We start from the raw sequence: 20052 nt of genomic DNA, 5'->3' as shown, positions 1-20052 counted from the left end.
ATATCAATATTTAGGGAGGAATTTTTTAAGCATGTCCATAGAAGTGGGAAGTATAGTTGATGGTAAGGTTACAGGGATAACTAATTTTGGCGCCTTTGTTGAGCTGGAAAGTGGAGAAACAGGTTTAGTTCATATTTCCGAAGTTGCTAACACTTATGTTAAAGATATTAGTAATTTTCTTAAAGAAGATGATGATGTAAAAGTTAAGGTTATTAATATCGATGATGACGGGAAAATTGGTCTTTCGATTAAACAGTTAGAGGATCCGGGTGACAGAATTGATCATGCTCCTGAGATGTCTTTTGAAGAAAAGATGGATCGTTTTCTCAAGCAGAGTAGTGAACGTCAGCAGGATTTAAAAAATAGGGAGGCAAAAAAGGGCGGTAATTCTAAATAAATACATGCCAATTTTTTTTAATTTTTTAAACATCCTTTAACTAGTGTAAAGGGTGTTTTCTCTTTTTAAAATTATATAAATTATTATTTGCTTATTATTTCAAGGAGAATTAAAGATGCTATTATCTGAAAAAAAAATTGTTGAACTGCAGTTAAAAAGAAATATTAATAACTTTTCTAAGTCTGCAGTATTTTGTCCATTTGATTTTCCAACTGTAGTAATTGTTAATCCATATAAAAATAATATTCCAGCCCCAACAATATATTGGTTAAGCTGTCCATATTTAAATTATAAAGTGGATAGATTAGAAGCAGAAAGTAATCTTCTAGCAGTGCTTCAGGAGCTTTTAGATAAAGACCATGAATTCAAAAATAGGATGGAAAAAGCTCATAAAAAATATGCTAAAATGAGAAGAGAGTTATTAAGTCAGGAAGATCTCAATAAAGCAAAATCTCTTTCTGAAAACCTTTATCAAACACTCCTTTATTCTGGAGTGGGGGGGATCAAAGATAAAGAAGGTATTAAATGCTTACATACTCATTTAGCTCATTTTTTAATAGATAAGTCTAATCCGGTTGGGGAAATTGCTTTTGAAAAAATTGAGTGGCCAGAAAACTGCTCGATTTGCCAGGAAAGGATTGATAAATTTGCAAGCAGCAGCAATTGATATAGGGACAAATTCTTCTAGGTTATTAATTGGTGAATTAAACTGCCAGGAAAATGGAATAAATATACTAGAAAGAGAACTTCAAATAACCAGACTTGGTGAAGGTGTAGATGCTAACAAAAAACTAACAAAAAATGCTGTAAATAGAGTTATAAAAGCGATTAGAGAATATAAAAATATAATGGATAAATATGATTTAAAAAGTATTAGAGTTGTTGGTACAAGTGCTCTAAGAGATGTACATAATTCAGAGATTTTAACTAAAGAAATAAAAGAGATTGGTTTTGAACTGCAAATAATTAGTGGAGAAAAAGAAGCTCAATTAAATTTTTTAGGGGCAGCTTCAAGTTTAAAAGACCAATTTTTGTTGCTTGATATCGGTGGTGGAAGCACCGAATTTATTTGGCCAGCTGATAAAGAGATTAATTACAAAAGTCTTGATATCGGTTGTGTTAGAATGACAGAGCGTTTTATTAATAATCCAGAAGCTGAAGTGTCAGAAGAAGAAATCAAAAACATCGAAGAATTCACTTTAGATTTACTTAGTAAAGAGTTAGATTTACCCCAAAATTTAAGATTAAAAGGAGTAGGTGGTACAATAACTACTTTAGCTGCAGTTAAGCATAGAATGGCAGTGTATGATAGCAGCAAAATTGAAGGGAGTAAATTAAATGTTTTTGAATTGAATGATTTTTTAACTGATTTTAAAGATATGAATTTAGTAGAAAGATCACAAGTCAAAGGCTTACAAGCGGAAAGAGCAGATATAATAACAGCCGGATTGGTAATTTTAATCAGTATTTTAAATTTCTGTGCTTGTAATAATTTAACTGTAAGTGACAAAGATTTATTATATGGTTTGTTAAAAGAGCAGTTATTTTAATTATAGGTTGACTTTATTTTTTAAAAGATAAACTTAATTTAAAGGGGGAGGATTTTTCTTGAATTTTGAAGTAAATTTTAAAAAAAATATTGAAGAAAATAATCTTCTCTCAAAAGGAGATAAAATTTTACTTGCTGTTTCCGGTGGACCTGATTCTTTAACAATGCTGCAGCTTTTTTTTGAGTTTAAAGATTATTTTGCAGTAGATATTGCTTTAATTCATCTTGACCATCAGTTCAGAAAAGAGTCAGGCCAGGAATTAGACTTTGTGGAAGAAAAAGCAAAAGATTTAAACATAAATTTTTATACTAAAAAAGTTAATTTGCCAGAAATAATAAAAAACGAAAACATTTCTGCTGAAGCTGCAGCCCGCAGAGAAAGATTTAATTTTTTTAAAGAAATATATTTAAAAAATGATTTTGATCTACTGGCCCTTGCTCATCATAAAGATGATCAGGCAGAAACAGTATTATTAAATCTTTTTCGGGGAAGTGGTTTGCGAGGTTTAAGTGGCATAGAAAAAAAAATAAATATTAATGGAGTTCAAGTTATTCATCCTTTACTTGATTTTAGCAAAAAAGAAATTATAAAATATTGTCAGGAAAAAAAATTAAATCCTCGTTATGACAGTAGTAATAAAGAAAATATTTATAGCAGAAATATAATAAGAAATAAAATTATTCCAATTATTGAGGCCGAAATTAATCCTGCTGTAAAAGAAGTAATCGCCAGAAATGCTAAATTAATTGCTGAAGAAGAGAATTTTTTAAATAAAATTTCTTTTCAGAAGTATAATAATTGTCTTATAAGCTCAGAAAATGATAAACTAATTTTAGAGCTCAAGAAATTCAATAACTATGATAAAGTTATTAGGCGGAGAATCTTAAGGATAGCCTATCAAAAATTAAAAGATGATTTAGAAGATTTATATTTAGAGCATATTTTGGAAATAGAGAAATTATTAAATAATTTAACTACAGGTCGGGGAATTGATCTACCTGCCTCTATAAGGGTTGAGATCAGTTATGAGAACTTAATCTTTTTCAAAAAAGATGTGGTTGAAGCTGGAAAAATTGATAATAAAAAGCTTTTAGAAATCAACAAAAATAATAAATACTCCAGCAATTATTTTATAGAAATATTTATAGAAAATAAAAATAAGATAAATTTTAATTCTGACCCCAAAGTGGCTATGTTAGATTATGAAAAAGTTGAATTACCTTTATATCTTCGCTCAAGAAGAAAAGGTGATAGTTTCATTCCATTAGGAATGCAGGGTAAAAAGAAAGTGAAAGATATTTTAATTGATCAGAAAGTACCAAAATACAAAAGGGATAAGATTCCTCTCATTGTAGATAGAAATGACAATATTGTTTGGTTAACAGAATTTAGAATTGCTGATAATTTTAAAGTAACTTCTAAAACAGAGAAAGTTTTAGTTTTAAAGCTAAAAAATAATCTTAAGGGGGATAATTAATAATGGGGAATAACTCTGTATTTAAAGGTGATTTTAAAGAAATAATTATTGCTGAAGAAGAAATAAAAAAACGCATTGAAGAATTAGGTAAAGAAATTACTGAAAGCTACAATGAAGATGATGATATAGTAATGCTCTGTATTTTGAGAGGAGCAGTTATTTTTATGGCTGATTTGGCTCGAGAAATAGATTTACCAGTAACTTTTGATTTTATGGATGTTTCGAGCTATGGAGCTTCTACCAAATCTTCTGGGGTTGTAAGAATAATTAAAGATATGGAAGAAAACATTGAAGGAAGACATTTATTAATTGTAGAAGATATTATTGATACTGGTAGAACTTTAAAACATGTTGTTGAAATTTTAAAAACAAGAGATCCTAAAAGCATAAAAGTAGTTACATTGCTAGATAAACCAGATAGAAGAGAACAAAAAGAAATTGATGCAGATTTTAATGGGTTTGAGATTCCAGACAAATTTGTAGTTGGATATGGGCTTGATTTCGCTGAAAAATATCGCAACTTATCTTTTATTGGAGTTTTGAAGGAAAAAATGTATAATTAAAATACATTGGTAATTAAGTTATTTAAAGTAATTATTATATTAATATTTAATATTTTGCATTCTAATCGAATTTTAATTTAAGTGGACCTGATAACATTTACAAATTATAAATATTGTGTTATAATATTTTACTGTATAACTGAAGTAGTAGGGAGGTAAATTATTTTGAATAAATTCGTTAAAAATATCGGATTTTACTTGATTTTGATTGCCATTTCTATCTTAGTTGCTCAATTTTTTATGCAGCAAGGACCTGCAACTATGGAAGAATTCACATATACAAATCTTCTTCAAGAAGTAGCAGCTAATAATATTGAAGAAGTAACTATAATTGGTAATCAAGAAGTAACAGGTGAAATAGATGGACAGAGATTTGAAGTTGCTGTTCCACCGGAAGCTATCCCATCATTAATGTCAGAACTGAGAGCTGGAAATGTAAATATAAAAACTGAGCCTCAACCAACTGCACCCTGGTGGGTAAATATACTTAGCTACATTTTACCAGTAGCTATTTTAATTGTTGCCTGGATATTTATTATGCAGAAAATGCAGGGTGGCGGCAGTAAAATGATGTCATTTGGAAAAAGTAAAGCTAAACTAGATGAAAGTAAAAGCAAGTTAAGTTTTGATGATGTAGCTAATTACGAAGAAGTTAAAGAAGAATTACAGGAAGTTGTTGAGTTTTTAAAGAATCCACAGAAGTTTTCTCAGCTGGGAGCTACTGTTCCTAAAGGGGTATTAATGATAGGGCCACCTGGAACAGGTAAAACCTTAATGGCGAAAGCTGTTGCTGGAGAAGCCGGAACACCTTTTTATTTTATTAGTGGATCAGATTTTGTGGAGATGTTTGTTGGTGTTGGTGCTTCAAGAGTTAGAGATTTGTTTGAAAAAGGCAAGGAAAATTCTCCTTGTATTATTTTTATTGATGAATTAGATGCTGTTGGTCGTCAGCGTGGAGCTGGACTTGGCGGCGGTCATGATGAGAGGGAACAAACTTTAAATCAGCTTTTGGTAGAAATGGATGGATTTGAGCCTAATGAAGGTATTATTTTGATGGCTGCTACCAATAGACCTGATGTATTGGATCCAGCTTTATTAAGACCAGGTCGTTTTGACCGTCAGATTCTCGTGGACAAACCTGATAGATTAGGTCGACAGAAAATTTTAGAAATACATGTAAAAGATAAACCACTTGATGATGATATCGATTTAGAGATATTAGCTAAAAGGACCCCTGGTTTTACAGGTGCTGATATGGAAAATCTTGCTAATGAAGCGGCAATTTTAGCTGCTAGGCGGGGTAAAAAAATATTGTCTATGAAAGAATTTGATGATGCAATTGATAGAGTTATAGCTGGCCCTGCTAAAAAAAGCAGATTGGTTTCAGAAAAAGAGAAAAATCTTGTTTCTTATCATGAAACCGGACATGCTCTTTTAGGAGAATTATTAGAGCATGCTGATCGTACTCATAAAGTTTCTATTATTCCAAGAGGTAGAGCCGGTGGTTTTACCATTCCACTACCTGAAGATGATCAAAACTTTATGACAAAAGGACAGCTCTTAGATAAAGTAACCAGTTTACTTGGTGGTAGAGCAGCAGAATCAATATTCTTAGAGGATATAAGTACTGGAGCTCAAAATGATATTGAAAGAGCCACCAAAATTATCAGAGCTATGGTTACAGAATATGGAATGAGTGAAAATTTAGGACCATTAACTCTGGGACAAAAGCATGATGAACAGGTATTTCTGGGTAGAGATATTTCTCGTCAGAGAAATTACAGTGAAGAAGTAGCTGCTCGAATAGATAAAGAAGTAAGCAAAATGGTTGAAGAATGTTTTAGTAAAGCTGTGCGCTTATTAGAGGAACACCGGGAAACTGTAGAAAGACTGGTTACAGCATTAAAAGAGTTTGAAACACTTAATGCAGATCAAATTCGCCTTATAATTAAAGGTGAAAAAATCACTGGTGACCCTGAGAAGGATATTATTGAAGAAGATAATTCTGAAGAAAAGGAAAGTAAAGAGAGCACAATAGTTACTACTTTCCAACCTGAGCCACAACAGTAAAACTATTTTAAAAGTTCGTATTTTATTAACCAGCCCAATTCGGGCTGGTTTTTCTAATAGCTTAACTGATAATTAAGAACTTGCTTTATTGAACAATAATTGCTAAAATTATAATCGGAATAATTAAAGCATATTCTTAGGGAGGAAACCATGTTTAAACTAGAAAATGTAAAATTTAAGGATATTTTAGAAATTGATAATTTATCGATTGCTGAGGATATGATCACCGCTATTTTGGGTAGTAGTGGTGGAGGAAAAACAACTTTTTTAAAATTATTAAACAATATGATTTCTTCAGATCGTGGTAATATATATTACAAAGGTAAAAAAATTGAAGAATATGATCCTGTTCAATTAAGAAGAAAAGTTGTTATGTTAGCTCAGGAACCGCAAATTTTCAAAGGTACAATCAGGGACAATTTTAAAACAACTGAAGAAATAACCTGTAATGAATATTCTGATGATAAGGTATATAAAAATCTTTTGGAAAAGGTTTCCCTAAATAAAAATTTAGATGATGATGCTGCAAATCTTTCTGGTGGGGAAAGACAGCGTCTTGCTTTAGCAAGAGTTATGCTTTTAGAGCCAGAAACATTGCTTTTAGATGAGCCGTCTGCATCTCTTGACTTAGAAACTGAAGATGTAATTATAAAAATGGTAGCAAATTATGCCAAAAAAAATAAAAGAACTTTAATCATGGTAACTCATAATCCAAATGTTGCAGAAGAATATGCAGATGAGATTATTAATATTGAACAGGGAAAATTGGTCTAAAAGAATTTAAGAGGAGAGTTAATCATGGATAATAACATCATTAGTATTCAAATAATGCAGTTAGTGTTGGCATATTCTTTTGTTGTGATTTTGCTTCTTATAGTTAGAAAAAAGAATATCGGCAATGAATCTGAAATTATCTTGGCTTCTATAAGGATGACCATTCAATTAGTGGCAATTGGCTTTTTGCTTGACTATGTCTTTGCTAATCAGAATCCATTTTTTAGTGTTTTGATTCTTCTTGTCATGGAAACTTTTGCTATTTATAATATTTATGCCAGAGTTGATGGTGAAATTTCCAGTGAGCTTAAAAGAATTATTGCAGCTTCGATGTTTTCAGGTACTTTAATTGCTATATTGTTTTTTCTTTTAGGGGTTATTGGTCTAGATCCCTGGTATAGAGCTGATTATTTTATTCCTCTATCTGGAATGTTGATAGGAAATTCTATGACAGGTATATCTCTTGGAGTAAATCATTTAGTAAATGGTTTTAGAGACAACAAACGCTTAATAGAAAATTATTTAATGTTAGGTGCAGAACCATCCACTGCGGTAGAAGAAATAAATAAAAAAGCTTTTTACAACGCTATCTTACCAACTATTAATTCAATGATGGGGATGGGAATAGTTTTTTTGCCGGGAATGATGACTGGTCAAATTTTGGCTGGAGCATCACCATTAATTGCAATTAGATATCAAATAGCAATTATGATGGGTATTCTGGGTAGTGTTACGCTAACAGTATTTTTTATGGTTAATAAGGGAAGCAAAACCTTTTTTAACAAGAGAAAACAATTAAAAGAAAACAATGAGTGAATTAACATTAATTAAATTTAATGAGATAGTTGTGAGCAAATAAAGGGATTTATTAAATTATATTGAAATAAATTAATAAGAATTAAGTAATATTTAACTATTGAGGGGGGAAATATCTTGAAAAGTGATATTCAAATAGCTCAGGCATCTGAAATGAAGGAAATTACTGAAATTGCTGCTCAGTTAGGTTTATCAGAAGATGATTTAAAGCTGTTTGGAAAATACAAAGCTAAGGTGAATCTAGATGTTTTAAAAAGACTACCGGAAAAAGAAGATAGCAAACTTGTTTTGGTTACTGCAATAACACCTACAAGAGCTGGTGAAGGAAAAACCACTACAACAGTTGGGTTAGGTCAAGCATTAAATCGAATTGGTAAGAATGCTGTTATAGCTCTTCGTGAACCATCTTTAGGACCCACAATGGGCATCAAAGGTGGTGCAGCTGGTGGCGGTTATTCTCAGGTAGTTCCAATGGAAGACATCAATCTTCATTTTACTGGTGATATTCATGCAATAGGGGTTGCTCATAATTTGCTTTCAGCAGTAATAGACAACCATATTAAACAGGGTAATGAACTAAACATAGATCCGACTAGAGTTACTTTTAAGCGTGCTTTAGACATGAATGACAGGGCTTTAAGAAATACAGTTGTAGGTTTAGGTGGAACTATAAATGGGCAACCACGAGAAGACGGTTTTTTAATTACTGTGGCTTCAGAAGTTATGGCAATTTTATGTCTGGCAAATGACCTTATGGAACTAAAAGAAAAACTGGGTAAAATTGTTGTTGCTTATACATATGAAGGTAAAAGTATTACAGCTCATGATTTAAAAGTTGAAGGAGCAATGACTGCTCTTTTAAAAGATGCAATTAAGCCTAATTTAGTACAAACATTAGAAAATACTCCAGCCTTTATTCATGGAGGCCCATTTGCGAATATTGCCCATGGGTGTAATAGTGTTATGGCAACAAAACTTGCTATGAAACTTGCTGATATAACTATTACTGAAGCTGGTTTTGGTGCTGATTTAGGAGCAGAAAAATTCTATAACATAAAGTCTCGTTATGCTGATTTGAACCCTGATGCAACTGTTATAGTTGCAACAATTAGAGCATTAAAAATGCATGGTGGAGTAGATATCGACAACTTAAAAGAAGAGAATTTATCAGCTTTAAAAAAGGGGATGGCCAATTTAGAAAAGCATATCGAAAATGTTGCTAAATTTGGTGTTCCTGCTGTAGTAGCGATAAACCGCTTTCCTGATGATACAGAAGCAGAAATAGAACTTATCAAAAAAGAATGTCACAAATTAGGAGTAAAAACTGCTCTGTCTGAAGTATGGTCAAAAGGAGGCGAAGGTGGTGAAGAATTAGCTAATAAATTACTTGATATTCTCGAAAATGAAAAAAGTCAATTTAAATTTCTTTATCAAACTGATTCTCCTATTAAAGAAAAAATTGAAACTATTGCAAGAGAAATCTATGGGGCTGAAGGTGTAGAATATAGTGATAAAGCTTTAAATCAGATAGACAAATATAGAGAAGAGGGTTATTCTGATCTTCCCATTTGCATGGCGAAAACTTCTAGCTCTATTTCTGACAATCCTGCTTTGAAAGGAAGACCTACAGGTTTTAAGATCAGTATTAATGAGATTAACCTTTCAGCAGGTGCAGGCTTTTTGGTTGTTATGACAGGGCCAGTATTAACAATGCCAGGTCTACCTAAAAGGCCATCATCTGAGGATATAGATATTGATGCTGATGGAAAAATTACTGGTTTGTTTTAATTTAACTTTAAATTATAATTTAGATAGGTTATAATATAGACAAATATTATTATGTGATAGAGTAGGCTTGAGGCGTAGAGTGTTCAGAGATGGGACGTTGCTCTGAAACGAAAGCATTTAGCTGCGGTCTCAATGTCGCGTCCGCTGTCACCAAAGTTTCCTCTTTCTTTGGTGCAGAAAAACTATCATCCTAACCGAAGAGGGAGGGAGGTGCGAATTTTGAATTTTAGTACAAAAAGAATATCCCAATTATCTTTTTTAATAGCATTAACGATTATTTTTACTAGAGTTTTTAGTATTAGAATTCCGGTGGCCGGAGTAGAAGGAGTTAGGGTAGGTTTTGGAGCTCTTCCTATCATTTTTGCCGGGATCGCTTTTGGACCTCTTGCTGGAGGTATAGTAGGTGGATTAGGTGATCTTTTAGGGTATTTTATTAATCCACTTGGTGCTTACATGCCTCATTTTACTTTAACTTCTTTTTTGACTGGGTTTATTCCCGGTTTAATTGTGTTTTATGTTTTAAAAAGATGTAGATCTCTGACCGTGATTTTTACTGCTATCTCAATAGGTCAATTAATAACTTCTATAATTTTGGTGCCTTATTTCATTAATACTCTATTTGGTGTTCCATTTGCTGTCTTAATGCCACCTAGATTAATAAGTCAGTTGATAAATATTCCGCTTTATACCTATTTTATTATGGTAGTACTCAATCATAATACAGTTAATATAAGAGAAATAAGGGCAGGTACTAGCTGTTAATTAAAAATTAATAGTATAATTTTTAAAATGGGCCCTCTTAAGAGGGCCTTTTCTTAGGAATTGGGTGAATTTATGGTTAAACAAAGAAGTTTAAATAATCTAAATAAAAAAAATATATATAAGAATTTAGCAGAAATTAAAGGGAAGAATGGTTTAATAGACCAAATAGATTTATATATCGAAAAAGAAACAGATTCAACCAATGAAAAAGCTAAAAGGTTTATAAAAAAACTAAGCTCTACTGCAATAAAAGAGTTATCAGAAGACAGGTTATTTATTTTTGCTGCCGATAGACAGCTCGAAGGCAAAGGTAGGAGAGGGAAAAAATGGCTTTCAAGTAGTGAAAAAAGTCTTTCCGTTTCTTTTTTATTTAAGCTTCCAGAAAATTATCCGGAGATACCACAAGTTACTGCAGCAGCAGCTTTAGCTGTGAAAAATACTTTTGAAAAATTTTCTTTAAAAACAGATATCAAATGGCCCAATGACATTTTAGTTAATAATAAAAAGATTTGTGGAATACTATCTGAATTATTTTTTACTGAAGATAAAAGTGCTTTTGTAATCATTGGCTGTGGTGTTAACTTAAATAACAGCTGTTTTAACGAAGAGATCAAAAAATCAGCAACCTCTTTTTATCTAGAAAAGTCTAAAAAAATAAATAAAAATATTTTTTTAAGTAATTTTATTTTTGAAATAGAAGATTATATAAATAAATATTTTTCTGGATACAGAAAAGAAGTCATTTCAAAATGGAAAAAATCATTAAATATAATAGGGAAAAAAGTAAAAGTTAGAGAAAATAACACTTTATATAATGTAATTATCAAAGATGTATTGGATAGTGGTGAGATACTTGCTGAATTGGAAGATGGAAGTAAAAAAACTTTCCACTCTTTTAATACAAGTTTCGAATACAGCAATTTATGAATATAGAATAACTTTTGAGGTGATCTTTTGAAAAAACTAATATTTTTATTATTTTTTTTCTTAGTCTTAACCATTACCGGAACAATTTCTGCAGAAAATATGAAGCTTGCAGTTATAACTGAAGTTGAAAATACAACTGCTCCTTCTTATAATTATGCATCTAAATTAGCTATGGAAGAATTAGAAATTGATTTTAATATTAATTACGATTTTATCAAAACAGAACTTTTAACAGATTATCTACCAAAATTAAGTTATTTAGCTGAAAGTCAAGCTGATCTAATTTGGGCAATTGGGCCTTCAATGCAGCAGTCGCTAAAAGAAACAGCTCAAATGTATAGTCAGAAAAAATTTATAATAATTGATGGTATAGTTGAACTGGATAATGTGTTATCAATAAATTTTGCCGTCGAAGAAGGCTCATTTTTGGCAGGGGTTATTGCAGCTTTAAAAAGTGAAAGTGTTGTTATAGCTTTTATTGGAGAAAGAGAAAACAATAGAAGCAAAAAATATGAAGCTGGTTTTTTTGCTGGTGCCAAACAGGTTGATCAAGATATAAAGCTGCTCAGTAAATACCTTTGTGCTAATAATTTTAAAGATACTGCGAGAGAAACAGCAGATCAGCTTTATTTTAATGGGGCAGATGTAATATATTATTTTACTGGTTCTGCGTCTGACGCTATAATCGCTTCTGCAGAAGCAAATGACTTTTATTTAATTGGAGTAGAAAACAAAACTGTTGAAACAGTTTCTGATAAAATTTTAACGAATGTTATTAAAAACATCTCATATGTATTAAAAAAAGAAAGTAATAATTTTTTCGATGATGCTTTTCAAAATGGATCAAAAGCTTATAATTTGGCTAATTATGGTTTAACTATTGATCAAAAGATTGCTGATAATAAGCTTTCTGATTCAATAATTGATAAACTGGAACTATATAAAAACAAAATTATTAATGGGGAATTAGAAGTCCCAGACAATTTTAATAATTATTAACTTAAGAGAATAATTAAGGAGATTGATAATTTTAGTTGACTAATAGTCAAAATGATATTTAAATATAAAGCATTCTATGATAAGATAAAAGTTAGTTAATTACTAATGTTAATATATGAGGAGTGATAAATTGAAATTACCTGAACTTAAAATTGGAAATTTAAAGCCAGAGCTTCCTATAATACAAGGAGGTATGGCAATTCGCATATCTATGGCAGAATTAGCAGCAGCTGTTGCTGATGAAGGTGGAATTGGAGTAATCGCTGGGACTGTTTTAGGTGTGCAGGAATTAAAAAATGAAATTAAAAAGGCTAAAGAAAAAACAAATGGAATAATAGGTGTTAATATAATGTTTGCAGCCAAAAACTTCAAAAACTTACTTCATGCATCTGTAGAAGCTGGTGTAGATGTAATTATTTCTGGGGCTGGTTTTTCACGTGATATGTTTAGTGTTGGTAAAGAGAGTAATACTCCTGTTGTACCAATAGTATCATCATTAAAATTAGCCAGGATATCTGAGAAATTAGGTGCTGCAGCGATAGTAGTTGAAGGTGGTAATGCAGGAGGACATTTGGGGACAGATGAACACAGCTTTGATCTCATAAAAAAGATAGTTGGCAAAGTAAATATTCCTATCATTGGTGCAGGAGATGCTGTTACACCTACTGACATGGAAAAGATGTTTGAGATGGGTGTAGATGGTATTCAAATGGGAACAAGGTTTTTGGCCAGCAAAGAAGCTGCCATTTCAGAAAAATTCAAAGAACTGTGTGTCAAAGCATCTTCGAGTGATGTAATGAAGATTATGAGTTCTGTTGGTTTAAAAGCAAATGCAATTAAGACAGAGTTTGCTAATTTAATCAAAGAAGATAAGGCCCCACCCCCGGCTAATTGTACTGATTGTTTAAAACACTGCAAAAAGAATTTTTGTATCAGAGACGCTCTAGTAGCTGCAAAAGCTGGTGATATGAAAAATGGAGTATTTTTTACTGGTGAAGGAATAGGGAGAATCGATGAGATTCTTTCAACACAAGAAATTTTCCAAGAAATAAAGGATCATTTTAATATTTAATGGGGTGTAAAAAATGATTTTAACGATGGATATTGGTAATACTAATACAGTTTTAGGTTTATATGAAGCGGATGAGCTGATAACCCACTGGAGAATTTCTACCAACAGATCTAAAACCCCGGATGAATATGGAATACTTTTTAGAAATTTATTTGAATCAGAAAATATCAAAAGTGGGTCAGTAAATTCAATAATTATTTCAAGTGTTGTTCCCCCGATTTTGAGGATTTTAAAGAAAACTGCTTATAGATATTTTGGGCTTAATCCATTAGTAATCGGTCCAGGTGTTAAAACCGGTATGAATATTAAAACTGATAATCCAAAAGAAGTTGGTGCTGACAGGATAGTTAATGCAGTTGCTGCCAGCAGATTATATTCAGGACCTTTAATTATCGTTGATTTTGGAACTGCGACTACTTTTTGTGCTGTTTCTGCAAAGGGAGAATATCTCGGTGGTGCAATAGCTCCGGGAATAGGAATTTCAACTGAAGCACTTTTTAACCAATCAGCTAAACTGCCAAGAATTGAATTGATTGGTCCAGGAAATGCGATAAGTAAAAACACAATCGATGGAATGAAGGCAGGAATTGTCTACGGTTTTGTCGGCCAAGTTGAATATTTGGTTGATAAGTTTAAAGTAGAGCTTTCAGAAGATGCTACAGTTATAGCTACTGGTGGGTTAGTAACCTTAATTTCTGCAGAAACAGATAAAATAAATCATGTAGAGCCATTTTTAACTTTAAAAGGTTTAAAATATATTGCAGATATTAATGGGATGGGATCGTAAAATGAAAATTAAAATTTCTGATATAAGTATTGAGCCATCCGTTTTTCTTGCTCCTATGGCCGGTGTAAGTGATTATCCGTATCGGCAAATTGTGAGAGAGATGGGTGTTAAATTATTATATACAGAGATGGTTAGCGCTAAAGGTTATGAGTATGGAAATAATAGGACTAAAGAATTAGTGGAATTTGAAAAAAAAGAAGATGGAAAGATAGCTGTACAGATATTTGGAGAAGAAGCAGATTTTATGGCTGCTGCAGCTAAAAACATTGCAAATGATTATGATATTGATATAATTGATATAAACATGGGATGTCCAGCTAGAAAAATAGTTAGTAATGGAGCTGGTTCAGCTTTAATGAAAAACCTTGAATTAGCAGAAAATATTATTGGACGGGTAGTAGAAGCCGTCTCGATACCAGTTACTGTTAAAATGAGAAGTGGCTGGGATGAAGATAATATTAATGCTGTTGAATTAGCTAAAACTGCTGAAAAAATGGGGGCTGCTGGGCTTGCAGTCCACGGCAGAACTAGAAAACAATTTTATAAAGGAAAAGCTGATTGGCAAATTATTAAAGATGTAGTTGATGCTGTTGAGATTCCCGTGATTGCAAATGGTGATATATTTAGTGCAGAAGATGCAGCAAAAGCATTTGATTTTATCAATTGTAGTGGTATAATGATTGGCAGAGCTGCCCAGGGTAATCCCTGGATCTTTAAAGAAGTTATTGAGTATTTAAAAAATGGCAGAAAAATAAAAGGTCCTTCAAATCAGCAAAAATTAGAGATAGCCGTGAAACACATAAATTTGGCTGTGGATTTTTATGGTGAAAAACAGGCAATACCTTTAATGAGAAAACATATTGCCTGGTACTTAAAAGGGATGCCATATGCATCTAAGGTTAAAAGCAAGGTAAATAAAATTTTTGAGAAAGATAAATTAGTTTCTCTTCTTAATGATTATAAAAAGGAATTTGATTTTTCTTGACAAAAAAAGCAAATTTATCTATAATGATTAATAATTGTGCTTTACTCCTTTCTTACTTTTAATTAGCACAGTTAATTTTGCAATTTAAAGACAATTTATTATGATATTACAGAATAATATAAAAGTTAATATAATAAAAGAAAGAAGAGGTAGATATTTATGGCAGAGCAATTGATGCTGACAGAAGAAGGATTTGACAAGTTAGAAAATGAATTAGACTATTTACAAAATGAAAAGAGAAGAGAAGTTGCCAAAAGAATTAAGGTAGCAAGAGAGTTCGGAGATATAAGTGAAAACTCTGAATATGATGATGCAAAAAATGAGCAGGCTTTTGTTGAGGGTAGAATAAAAGAAATTAAAAATATGCTTAATAATGCTCATGTGGTTAAAGATGAAGATGTAACAGATACTAAAGTTAACCTGGGTACTACTGTAATGCTTTATAACCTTGATAATGATACAAAGATAAGCTATACACTTGTTGGTTCTGCTGAGGCAGACCCATTAAATCATAAAATTTCCAATGAGTCACCGATAGGAAAAGCTATTTTAGGTCATGTTATTGGTGATCAAGTAACAGTTGAAACTCCATCTGGTGAGGCACATTACGAAATTCTTTCAATTAAAAAATCAAAGCATTAGTATTTTATAAAGATTTGTTTGATTTATTTGAAACTGCCTCTAGCAAAGAAATTGGAAATTTCTATTATAATTAAATAAGGGGATGTATATTTAATAATGAGCGAAAATATTTTAGAAGATATGAATGAATTAATGCTGCAGAGACGTGAAAAGTTAGCTGAACTCAGGGAAGAAAAAGCATTTGCAGAAAAATATGAAACTACTCATCATGCAGCTGAAATTGAAAAAAATTATGAAGAATTAGAGGATAAAGAAGTTAAATTAGCTGGTCGTTTGATGGCTATTCGGACCCATGGTAAAGCTAGTTTTGCTGATCTTATGGATATGACCTCAAAGGTTCAATTATATATTAAACAAAACAATGTGGGAGAAGACCGTTATGAGTTTTTCCAAAATTTAGATCTGGGAGATATTATCGGTATTACCGGTACTGTATTTAAAACCAGAAGAGGAGAAGTTTCCATAAATGTCAGTTCTTTTGAGCTTTTAACAAAAGCTTTAAGACCTCTGCCGGAGAAGTTTCATGGTCTTAAAGATAAAGATATTCGCTATCGTCAGCGTTATCTTGATTTAATTGTTAACCCTGATGTAAAAGAAACATTTGTTATAAGAAGTAAAATTATTAGGGAAATGAGAAATTTTCTAGAAGAAAAAGGCTTTTTAGAAGTTGAAACACCAATGATGCATCCGATTGCTGGTGGAGCAACTGCTCGTCCTTTTGTAACTCACCATAATACATTAGATATGGATCTATATTTAAGGATTGCACCCGAATTATATCTTAAAAGGTTAATTGTTGGTGGTTTTGAGAAGGTTTTTGAAATAAACAGGAATTTTAGAAATGAAGGGATGTCATATAAACATAATCCTGAATTTACTACTCTTGAACTTTACCAGGCACAGGCCGACTATCATGATATGATGGAATTAACAGAAAATCTTATTTATAGTTTATCAAAAAAAGTTTTGGATAAGACTGTTGTAGAATATGAAGGTACTGAATTAGATTTAACTACTCCCTGGAGAAGAATTACTATGGTTGAGGCAGTTAAAGAATATGCTGGAGTTGATTTCACAGAAATTGATAGCGCAGCAGAAGCATACGAGCTGGCAAACTCTATTGGTATTAAACCAGAAGAGGGTTTATCATATGGTGAGGTTTTAAATGAAATTTTTGAAGAAAGAGTAGAAGAGAAACTTATCCAACCAACTTTTGTTATGGATTATCCAATTGAAGTTTCACCTTTAGCTAAAAAAATTGCAGATGATCCTCGCTTTACTTATCGTTTTGAAGGTTTTATTTATGGAAGAGAAATTGCTAATGCTTTTAGTGAGTTAAATGATCCTGAAGAACAAAAAAGCAGATTTGAAAAGCAGGTAGAAATGCGTGAAGCTGGTGATGAGGAAGCACAGATGATGGATTTTGATTTTATTAGAGCTTTAGAGTATGGTATGCCACCTACAGGTGGACTTGGAATTGGGATTGATAGATTAATTATGTTATTAACCGACTCTAGTTCAATCAGAGATGTCATCTTATTTCCAACCATGAGACCTGAAAGTACCAACTAAAAATAAATACCGGGGAAAACCCGGTATTTTTAATCGGTAATTATTCTAAATATTCAGTCTTTTAAAACGGAGGTGCAGATTATAATGTTAAAAGAACTTTCTATTGAATCTAAAGATAGGGTAGAATTTATTGATATAACATATAAGATAAAAAAAATAGTAGAAAATTCTGGGGTTGAGTCTGGAATACTCCAAATTCATATTCCTCACACTACAGCAGCAGTTACTATAAATGAAAATGCTGATCCAAGTGTGAAAAGTGATATAAAAAAAGAACTTAATAAAATAGTACCTTTTGAAGATAACTATTCTCATCTTGAAGGCAATTCAGCAGCTCATATAAAGTCAAGTCTTATTGGAGTTGATCAGAATTTAATAATTTATAATCAACAATTAAAACTTGGAAAATGGCAGGGTATATACTTTTGTGAATTCGATGGCCCTAGAAGAAGAAAGATAATTGTAACCATTTTAAAAAACAGTTAAACCAAAGCTATAATTTCACTGGGGAATGGAGATATTTCCCAGTGTTTTTTCTGCTCTAACCCCTTGACAAAAGAGGGGATAAGTGTTAAGATAATATATGTCGCTGAAAAGGATTTTTGCTTTTTGAAGAGGCGTAAATTTTATTTAAAATTACTCCTTGACAAAGTCAAAGAGTGTTGATAAGATAATAAACGTCGCATAGAAAAAGAGCAAAAAAACAAGTTCTTTTGAGCAGAAAAAATAATCATTTTTTTGTAAAAAGTTCTTGACAAACAGCAGCAGGATTGATAAGATATTAAATGTCGCTGTTAAAAACAAAAGCGATCTGTGAGGGGCGAAACTTCCCGAGCAAAGCACCAATCAAAGAAGATATAGTGCGACGGTCTCAATGACCTAGCAAGGTATCATCTTATTATTGTTCTATTAAAGAAGATCAGTGCGACGGACTCAATGTCCAAGTGCTGAATCATCCTTTTTGTTCTATTAAAGAAGATTCAGTGAACCTTGAAAATTAAACAGCAAGCCAACGTTAATATACTTTGAGTGTTAAAACTTAAAAGTAATTATTAGTTCAAAGCTTTTATATAAATAATAGAAGCCAAATCAAATTCTTTAAACGGAGAGTTTGATCCTGGCTCAGGACGAACGCTGGCGGCGTGCTTAACACATGCAAGTCGAACGGTCTACCTCGACGGAAGCCTTCGGGCGGAAGACGAGACTAGATAGTGGCGGACGGGTGAGTAACACGTGGATAACCTGTCCTCAAGTCTGGGATAACCTGGCGAAAGTCGGGCTAATCCCGGGTAAGCTGAGAGTGTGGCATCACACAATCAGAAAAGGTGCTATTAGCATCGTTTGAGGAGGGGTCCGCGGTAGATTAGCTAGCTGGTGAGGTAATGGCTCACCAGGGCGACAATCTATAGCTGGTCTGAGAGGACGATCAGTCACACTGGAACTGAGACACGGTCCAGACTCCTACGGGAGGCAGCAGTGGGGAATCTTCCACAATGGGCGAAAGCCTGATGGAGCAACGCCGCGTGAGTGAAGAAGGTCTTAGGATTGTAAAGCTCTGTCCTTAGGGAAGAACCGTGGGTATAGAAAATGATACCCACCTGACGGTACCTTTGGAGGAAGCACTGGCTAACTACGTGCCAGCAGCCGCGGTAATACGTAGAGTGCAAGCGTTGTCCGGAATTATTGGGCGTAAAGGGTACGCAGGCGGATAATCAAGTCAAGCGTGAAAGGTGTCGGCTTAACCGACAGACTGCGTTTGAAACTGGTTATCTTGAGTGTAACAGAGGAGAGTGGAATTCCTAGTGTAGTGGTGAAATACGTAGATATTAGGAAGAACACCAGTGGCGAAGGCGACTCTCTGGGTTAACACTGACGCTGAGGTACGAAAGCTGGGGGAGCGAACGGGATTAGATACCCCGGTAGTCCCAGCCGTAAACGATGGATACTAGGTGTTGGAGGTTCGAATCCTTCAGTGCCGGAGTTAACGCATTAAGTATCCCGCCTGGGGATTACGATCGCAAGATTGAAACTCAAAGGAATTGACGGGGGCCCGCACAAGCGGTGGAGCATGTGGTTTAATTCGAAGCAACGCGAAGAACCTTACCGAGAATTGACATCCCGTGACTACCTGTGAAAGCAGGGTTTGGCATTTATGTCACACGGAGACAGGTGGTGCATGGCTGTCGTCAGCTCGTGTCGTGAGATGTTGGGTTAAGTCCCGCAACGAGCGCAACCCCTGTTCTTAGTTGCCAGCGAGTAATGTCGGGGACTCTAAGAAGACTGCCGGTGAAAGTCGGAGGAAGGTGGGGATGACGTCAAGTCCTCATGCCCTTTATATCTCGGGCTACACACGTGCTACAATGGTTGGTACAGAGGGGAGCTAAGCCGCGAGGTGGAGCAAATCCTTGAAAACCAATCCCAGTTCGGATTGCAGGCTGCAACTCGCCTGTATGAAGTTGGAATCGCTAGTAATCGCAGGTCAGCATACTGCGGTGAATACGTTCCCGGGCCTTGTACACACCGCCCGTCACACCAATCGAGTTGGATGCACCAGAAGTCATCTGCGGATGCCGAAGGTGTGTCCGGTAAGAGGGGTGAAGTCGTAACAAGGTAGCCGTACCGGAAGGTGCGGCTGGATCACCTCCTTTCTAAGGAGAGAACGTGAGCTTGCTGTTTAATTTTGAAGGTTTGCAAAAATCATTCAATAAAAATAAAAAATAGAAAAAAACAAATAAATCCTGCAATAAAAGATGTGAGGATTTATATTAATTTAAAAAGAGAATGGGTCTATAGCTCAGTTGGTCAGAGCGCACGCCTGATAAGCGTGAGGTCGGTAGTTCAAATCTACCTAGACCCACCATTTCACTAATT

18 protein-coding genes, 1 tRNA gene, 1 rRNA gene and 1 riboswitch are annotated in these 20052 nt (G+C 33.4%); all 20 genes read left to right on the top strand.

Annotation, left to right across the window (positions count from 1 at the left end; all coding sequences use genetic code 11):
- Positions 1–31 precede the first annotated feature (31 nt).
- Positions 32–397 (top strand): S1 RNA-binding domain-containing protein, encoded by a 366-nt coding sequence (locus tag HALSA_RS10050; protein ID WP_013406457.1) that lies wholly within the window; start codon positions 32–34, stop codon positions 395–397.
- A gap of 115 nt (positions 398–512) precedes the next feature.
- Positions 513–1064: a DUF501 domain-containing protein gene (locus HALSA_RS10045; RefSeq protein ID WP_013406456.1), complete on the top strand. Its 552-nt coding sequence runs from the start codon at positions 513–515 to the stop codon at positions 1062–1064.
- Positions 988–1947 carry a Ppx/GppA phosphatase family protein gene (locus tag HALSA_RS10040; protein ID WP_238524750.1) on the top strand — a complete coding sequence of 320 codons (960 nt, stop codon included), beginning with the start codon at positions 988–990 and terminating at the stop codon, positions 1945–1947. Before HALSA_RS10045 ends, HALSA_RS10040 begins: the two co-directional genes overlap by 77 nt.
- Before the next feature lie 58 nt (positions 1948–2005).
- Positions 2006–3424: a tRNA lysidine(34) synthetase TilS gene (gene tilS / locus HALSA_RS10035; protein WP_013406454.1), complete on the top strand. Its 1419-nt coding sequence runs from the start codon at positions 2006–2008 to the stop codon at positions 3422–3424.
- Positions 3425–3426: 2 nt separating this feature from the next.
- Positions 3427–3987 carry a hypoxanthine phosphoribosyltransferase gene (gene hpt / locus HALSA_RS10030; protein ID WP_013406453.1) on the top strand — a complete coding sequence of 187 codons (561 nt, stop codon included), beginning with the start codon at positions 3427–3429 and terminating at the stop codon, positions 3985–3987.
- A 165-nt stretch (positions 3988–4152) separates the two neighbouring features.
- Positions 4153–6057: an ATP-dependent zinc metalloprotease FtsH gene (gene ftsH / locus HALSA_RS10025; protein ID WP_013406452.1), complete on the top strand. Its 1905-nt coding sequence runs from the start codon at positions 4153–4155 to the stop codon at positions 6055–6057.
- 150 nt (positions 6058–6207) lie between these two features.
- Positions 6208–6831 (top strand): ABC transporter ATP-binding protein, encoded by a 624-nt coding sequence (locus HALSA_RS10020; protein WP_013406451.1) that lies wholly within the window; start codon positions 6208–6210, stop codon positions 6829–6831.
- 24 nt (positions 6832–6855) lie between these two features.
- Complete coding sequence (locus HALSA_RS10015) at positions 6856–7647, top strand: ABC transporter permease (RefSeq protein WP_013406450.1); 792 nt, start codon at positions 6856–6858, stop codon at positions 7645–7647.
- Between the two features lie 117 nt (positions 7648–7764).
- On the top strand, positions 7765–9435 hold the full coding sequence (locus tag HALSA_RS10010) for a formate--tetrahydrofolate ligase (protein WP_013406449.1): 1671 nt from the start codon (positions 7765–7767) through the stop codon (positions 9433–9435).
- A gap of 55 nt (positions 9436–9490) precedes the next feature.
- A riboswitch (THF riboswitch) is annotated at positions 9491–9584 on the top strand.
- Between the two features lie 70 nt (positions 9585–9654).
- Positions 9655–10197 (top strand): folate family ECF transporter S component, encoded by a 543-nt coding sequence (locus tag HALSA_RS10005; protein WP_013406448.1) that lies wholly within the window; start codon positions 9655–9657, stop codon positions 10195–10197.
- A 72-nt stretch (positions 10198–10269) separates the two neighbouring features.
- On the top strand, positions 10270–11124 hold the full coding sequence (locus HALSA_RS10000; RefSeq protein WP_013406447.1) for a biotin--[acetyl-CoA-carboxylase] ligase: 855 nt from the start codon (positions 10270–10272) through the stop codon (positions 11122–11124).
- Between the two features lie 27 nt (positions 11125–11151).
- Entirely contained in the window at positions 11152–12123 is a 972-nt protein-coding gene (locus tag HALSA_RS09995; RefSeq protein ID WP_013406446.1) for a BMP family lipoprotein, read from the top strand.
- A gap of 130 nt (positions 12124–12253) precedes the next feature.
- Positions 12254–13195 carry an NAD(P)H-dependent flavin oxidoreductase gene (locus tag HALSA_RS09990; RefSeq protein WP_013406445.1) on the top strand — a complete coding sequence of 314 codons (942 nt, stop codon included), beginning with the start codon at positions 12254–12256 and terminating at the stop codon, positions 13193–13195.
- 13 nt (positions 13196–13208) lie between these two features.
- Positions 13209–13982 (top strand): type III pantothenate kinase, encoded by a 774-nt coding sequence (locus HALSA_RS09985; RefSeq protein ID WP_013406444.1) that lies wholly within the window; start codon positions 13209–13211, stop codon positions 13980–13982.
- Positions 13983–13989: 7 nt separating this feature from the next.
- The gene (gene dusB / locus HALSA_RS09980) at positions 13990–14967 is read left to right on the top strand and encodes a tRNA dihydrouridine synthase DusB (protein ID WP_041596047.1); all 978 of its coding nucleotides are present in this window, start codon (positions 13990–13992) and stop codon (positions 14965–14967) included.
- Positions 14968–15126: 159 nt separating this feature from the next.
- Entirely contained in the window at positions 15127–15609 is a 483-nt protein-coding gene (gene greA, locus HALSA_RS09975) for a transcription elongation factor GreA (RefSeq protein ID WP_013406442.1), read from the top strand.
- A 96-nt stretch (positions 15610–15705) separates the two neighbouring features.
- Positions 15706–17181 carry a lysine--tRNA ligase gene (gene lysS / locus HALSA_RS09970; RefSeq protein ID WP_013406441.1) on the top strand — a complete coding sequence of 492 codons (1476 nt, stop codon included), beginning with the start codon at positions 15706–15708 and terminating at the stop codon, positions 17179–17181.
- Between the two features lie 84 nt (positions 17182–17265).
- Complete coding sequence (locus tag HALSA_RS09965) at positions 17266–17667, top strand: secondary thiamine-phosphate synthase enzyme YjbQ (RefSeq protein ID WP_013406440.1); 402 nt, start codon at positions 17266–17268, stop codon at positions 17665–17667.
- A 613-nt stretch (positions 17668–18280) separates the two neighbouring features.
- A 16S ribosomal RNA gene (locus HALSA_RS09960) occupies positions 18281–19829 on the top strand.
- A 135-nt stretch (positions 19830–19964) separates the two neighbouring features.
- Positions 19965–20041: transfer RNA gene (locus HALSA_RS09955), tRNA-Ile, on the top strand.
- Positions 20042–20052 lie beyond the last annotated feature (11 nt).

Source organism: Halanaerobium hydrogeniformans (assembly GCF_000166415.1).
Lineage (GTDB): Bacteria > Bacillota > Halanaerobiia > Halanaerobiales > Halanaerobiaceae > Halanaerobium > Halanaerobium hydrogeniformans.
Note: the sequence above shows the minus strand (reverse complement) of the source record. Positions and strands in the feature narration are given on the sequence as shown.

Coding starts and splice junctions, on each gene's coding strand:
- HALSA_RS10050 (WP_013406457.1), top strand. CDS start 32: ATGTCCATAGAAGTGGGAAGTATAGTTGATGGTAAGGTTACAGGGATA.
- HALSA_RS10045 (WP_013406456.1), top strand. CDS start 513: ATGCTATTATCTGAAAAAAAAATTGTTGAACTGCAGTTAAAAAGAAAT.
- hpt (WP_013406453.1), top strand. CDS start 3,427: ATGGGGAATAACTCTGTATTTAAAGGTGATTTTAAAGAAATAATTATT.
- HALSA_RS10020 (WP_013406451.1), top strand. CDS start 6,208: ATGTTTAAACTAGAAAATGTAAAATTTAAGGATATTTTAGAAATTGAT.
- HALSA_RS10015 (WP_013406450.1), top strand. CDS start 6,856: ATGGATAATAACATCATTAGTATTCAAATAATGCAGTTAGTGTTGGCA.
- HALSA_RS10000 (WP_013406447.1), top strand. CDS start 10,270: ATGGTTAAACAAAGAAGTTTAAATAATCTAAATAAAAAAAATATATAT.
- HALSA_RS09985 (WP_013406444.1), top strand. CDS start 13,209: ATGATTTTAACGATGGATATTGGTAATACTAATACAGTTTTAGGTTTA.
- greA (WP_013406442.1), top strand. CDS start 15,127: ATGGCAGAGCAATTGATGCTGACAGAAGAAGGATTTGACAAGTTAGAA.
- lysS (WP_013406441.1), top strand. CDS start 15,706: ATGAGCGAAAATATTTTAGAAGATATGAATGAATTAATGCTGCAGAGA.
- HALSA_RS09965 (WP_013406440.1), top strand. CDS start 17,266: ATGTTAAAAGAACTTTCTATTGAATCTAAAGATAGGGTAGAATTTATT.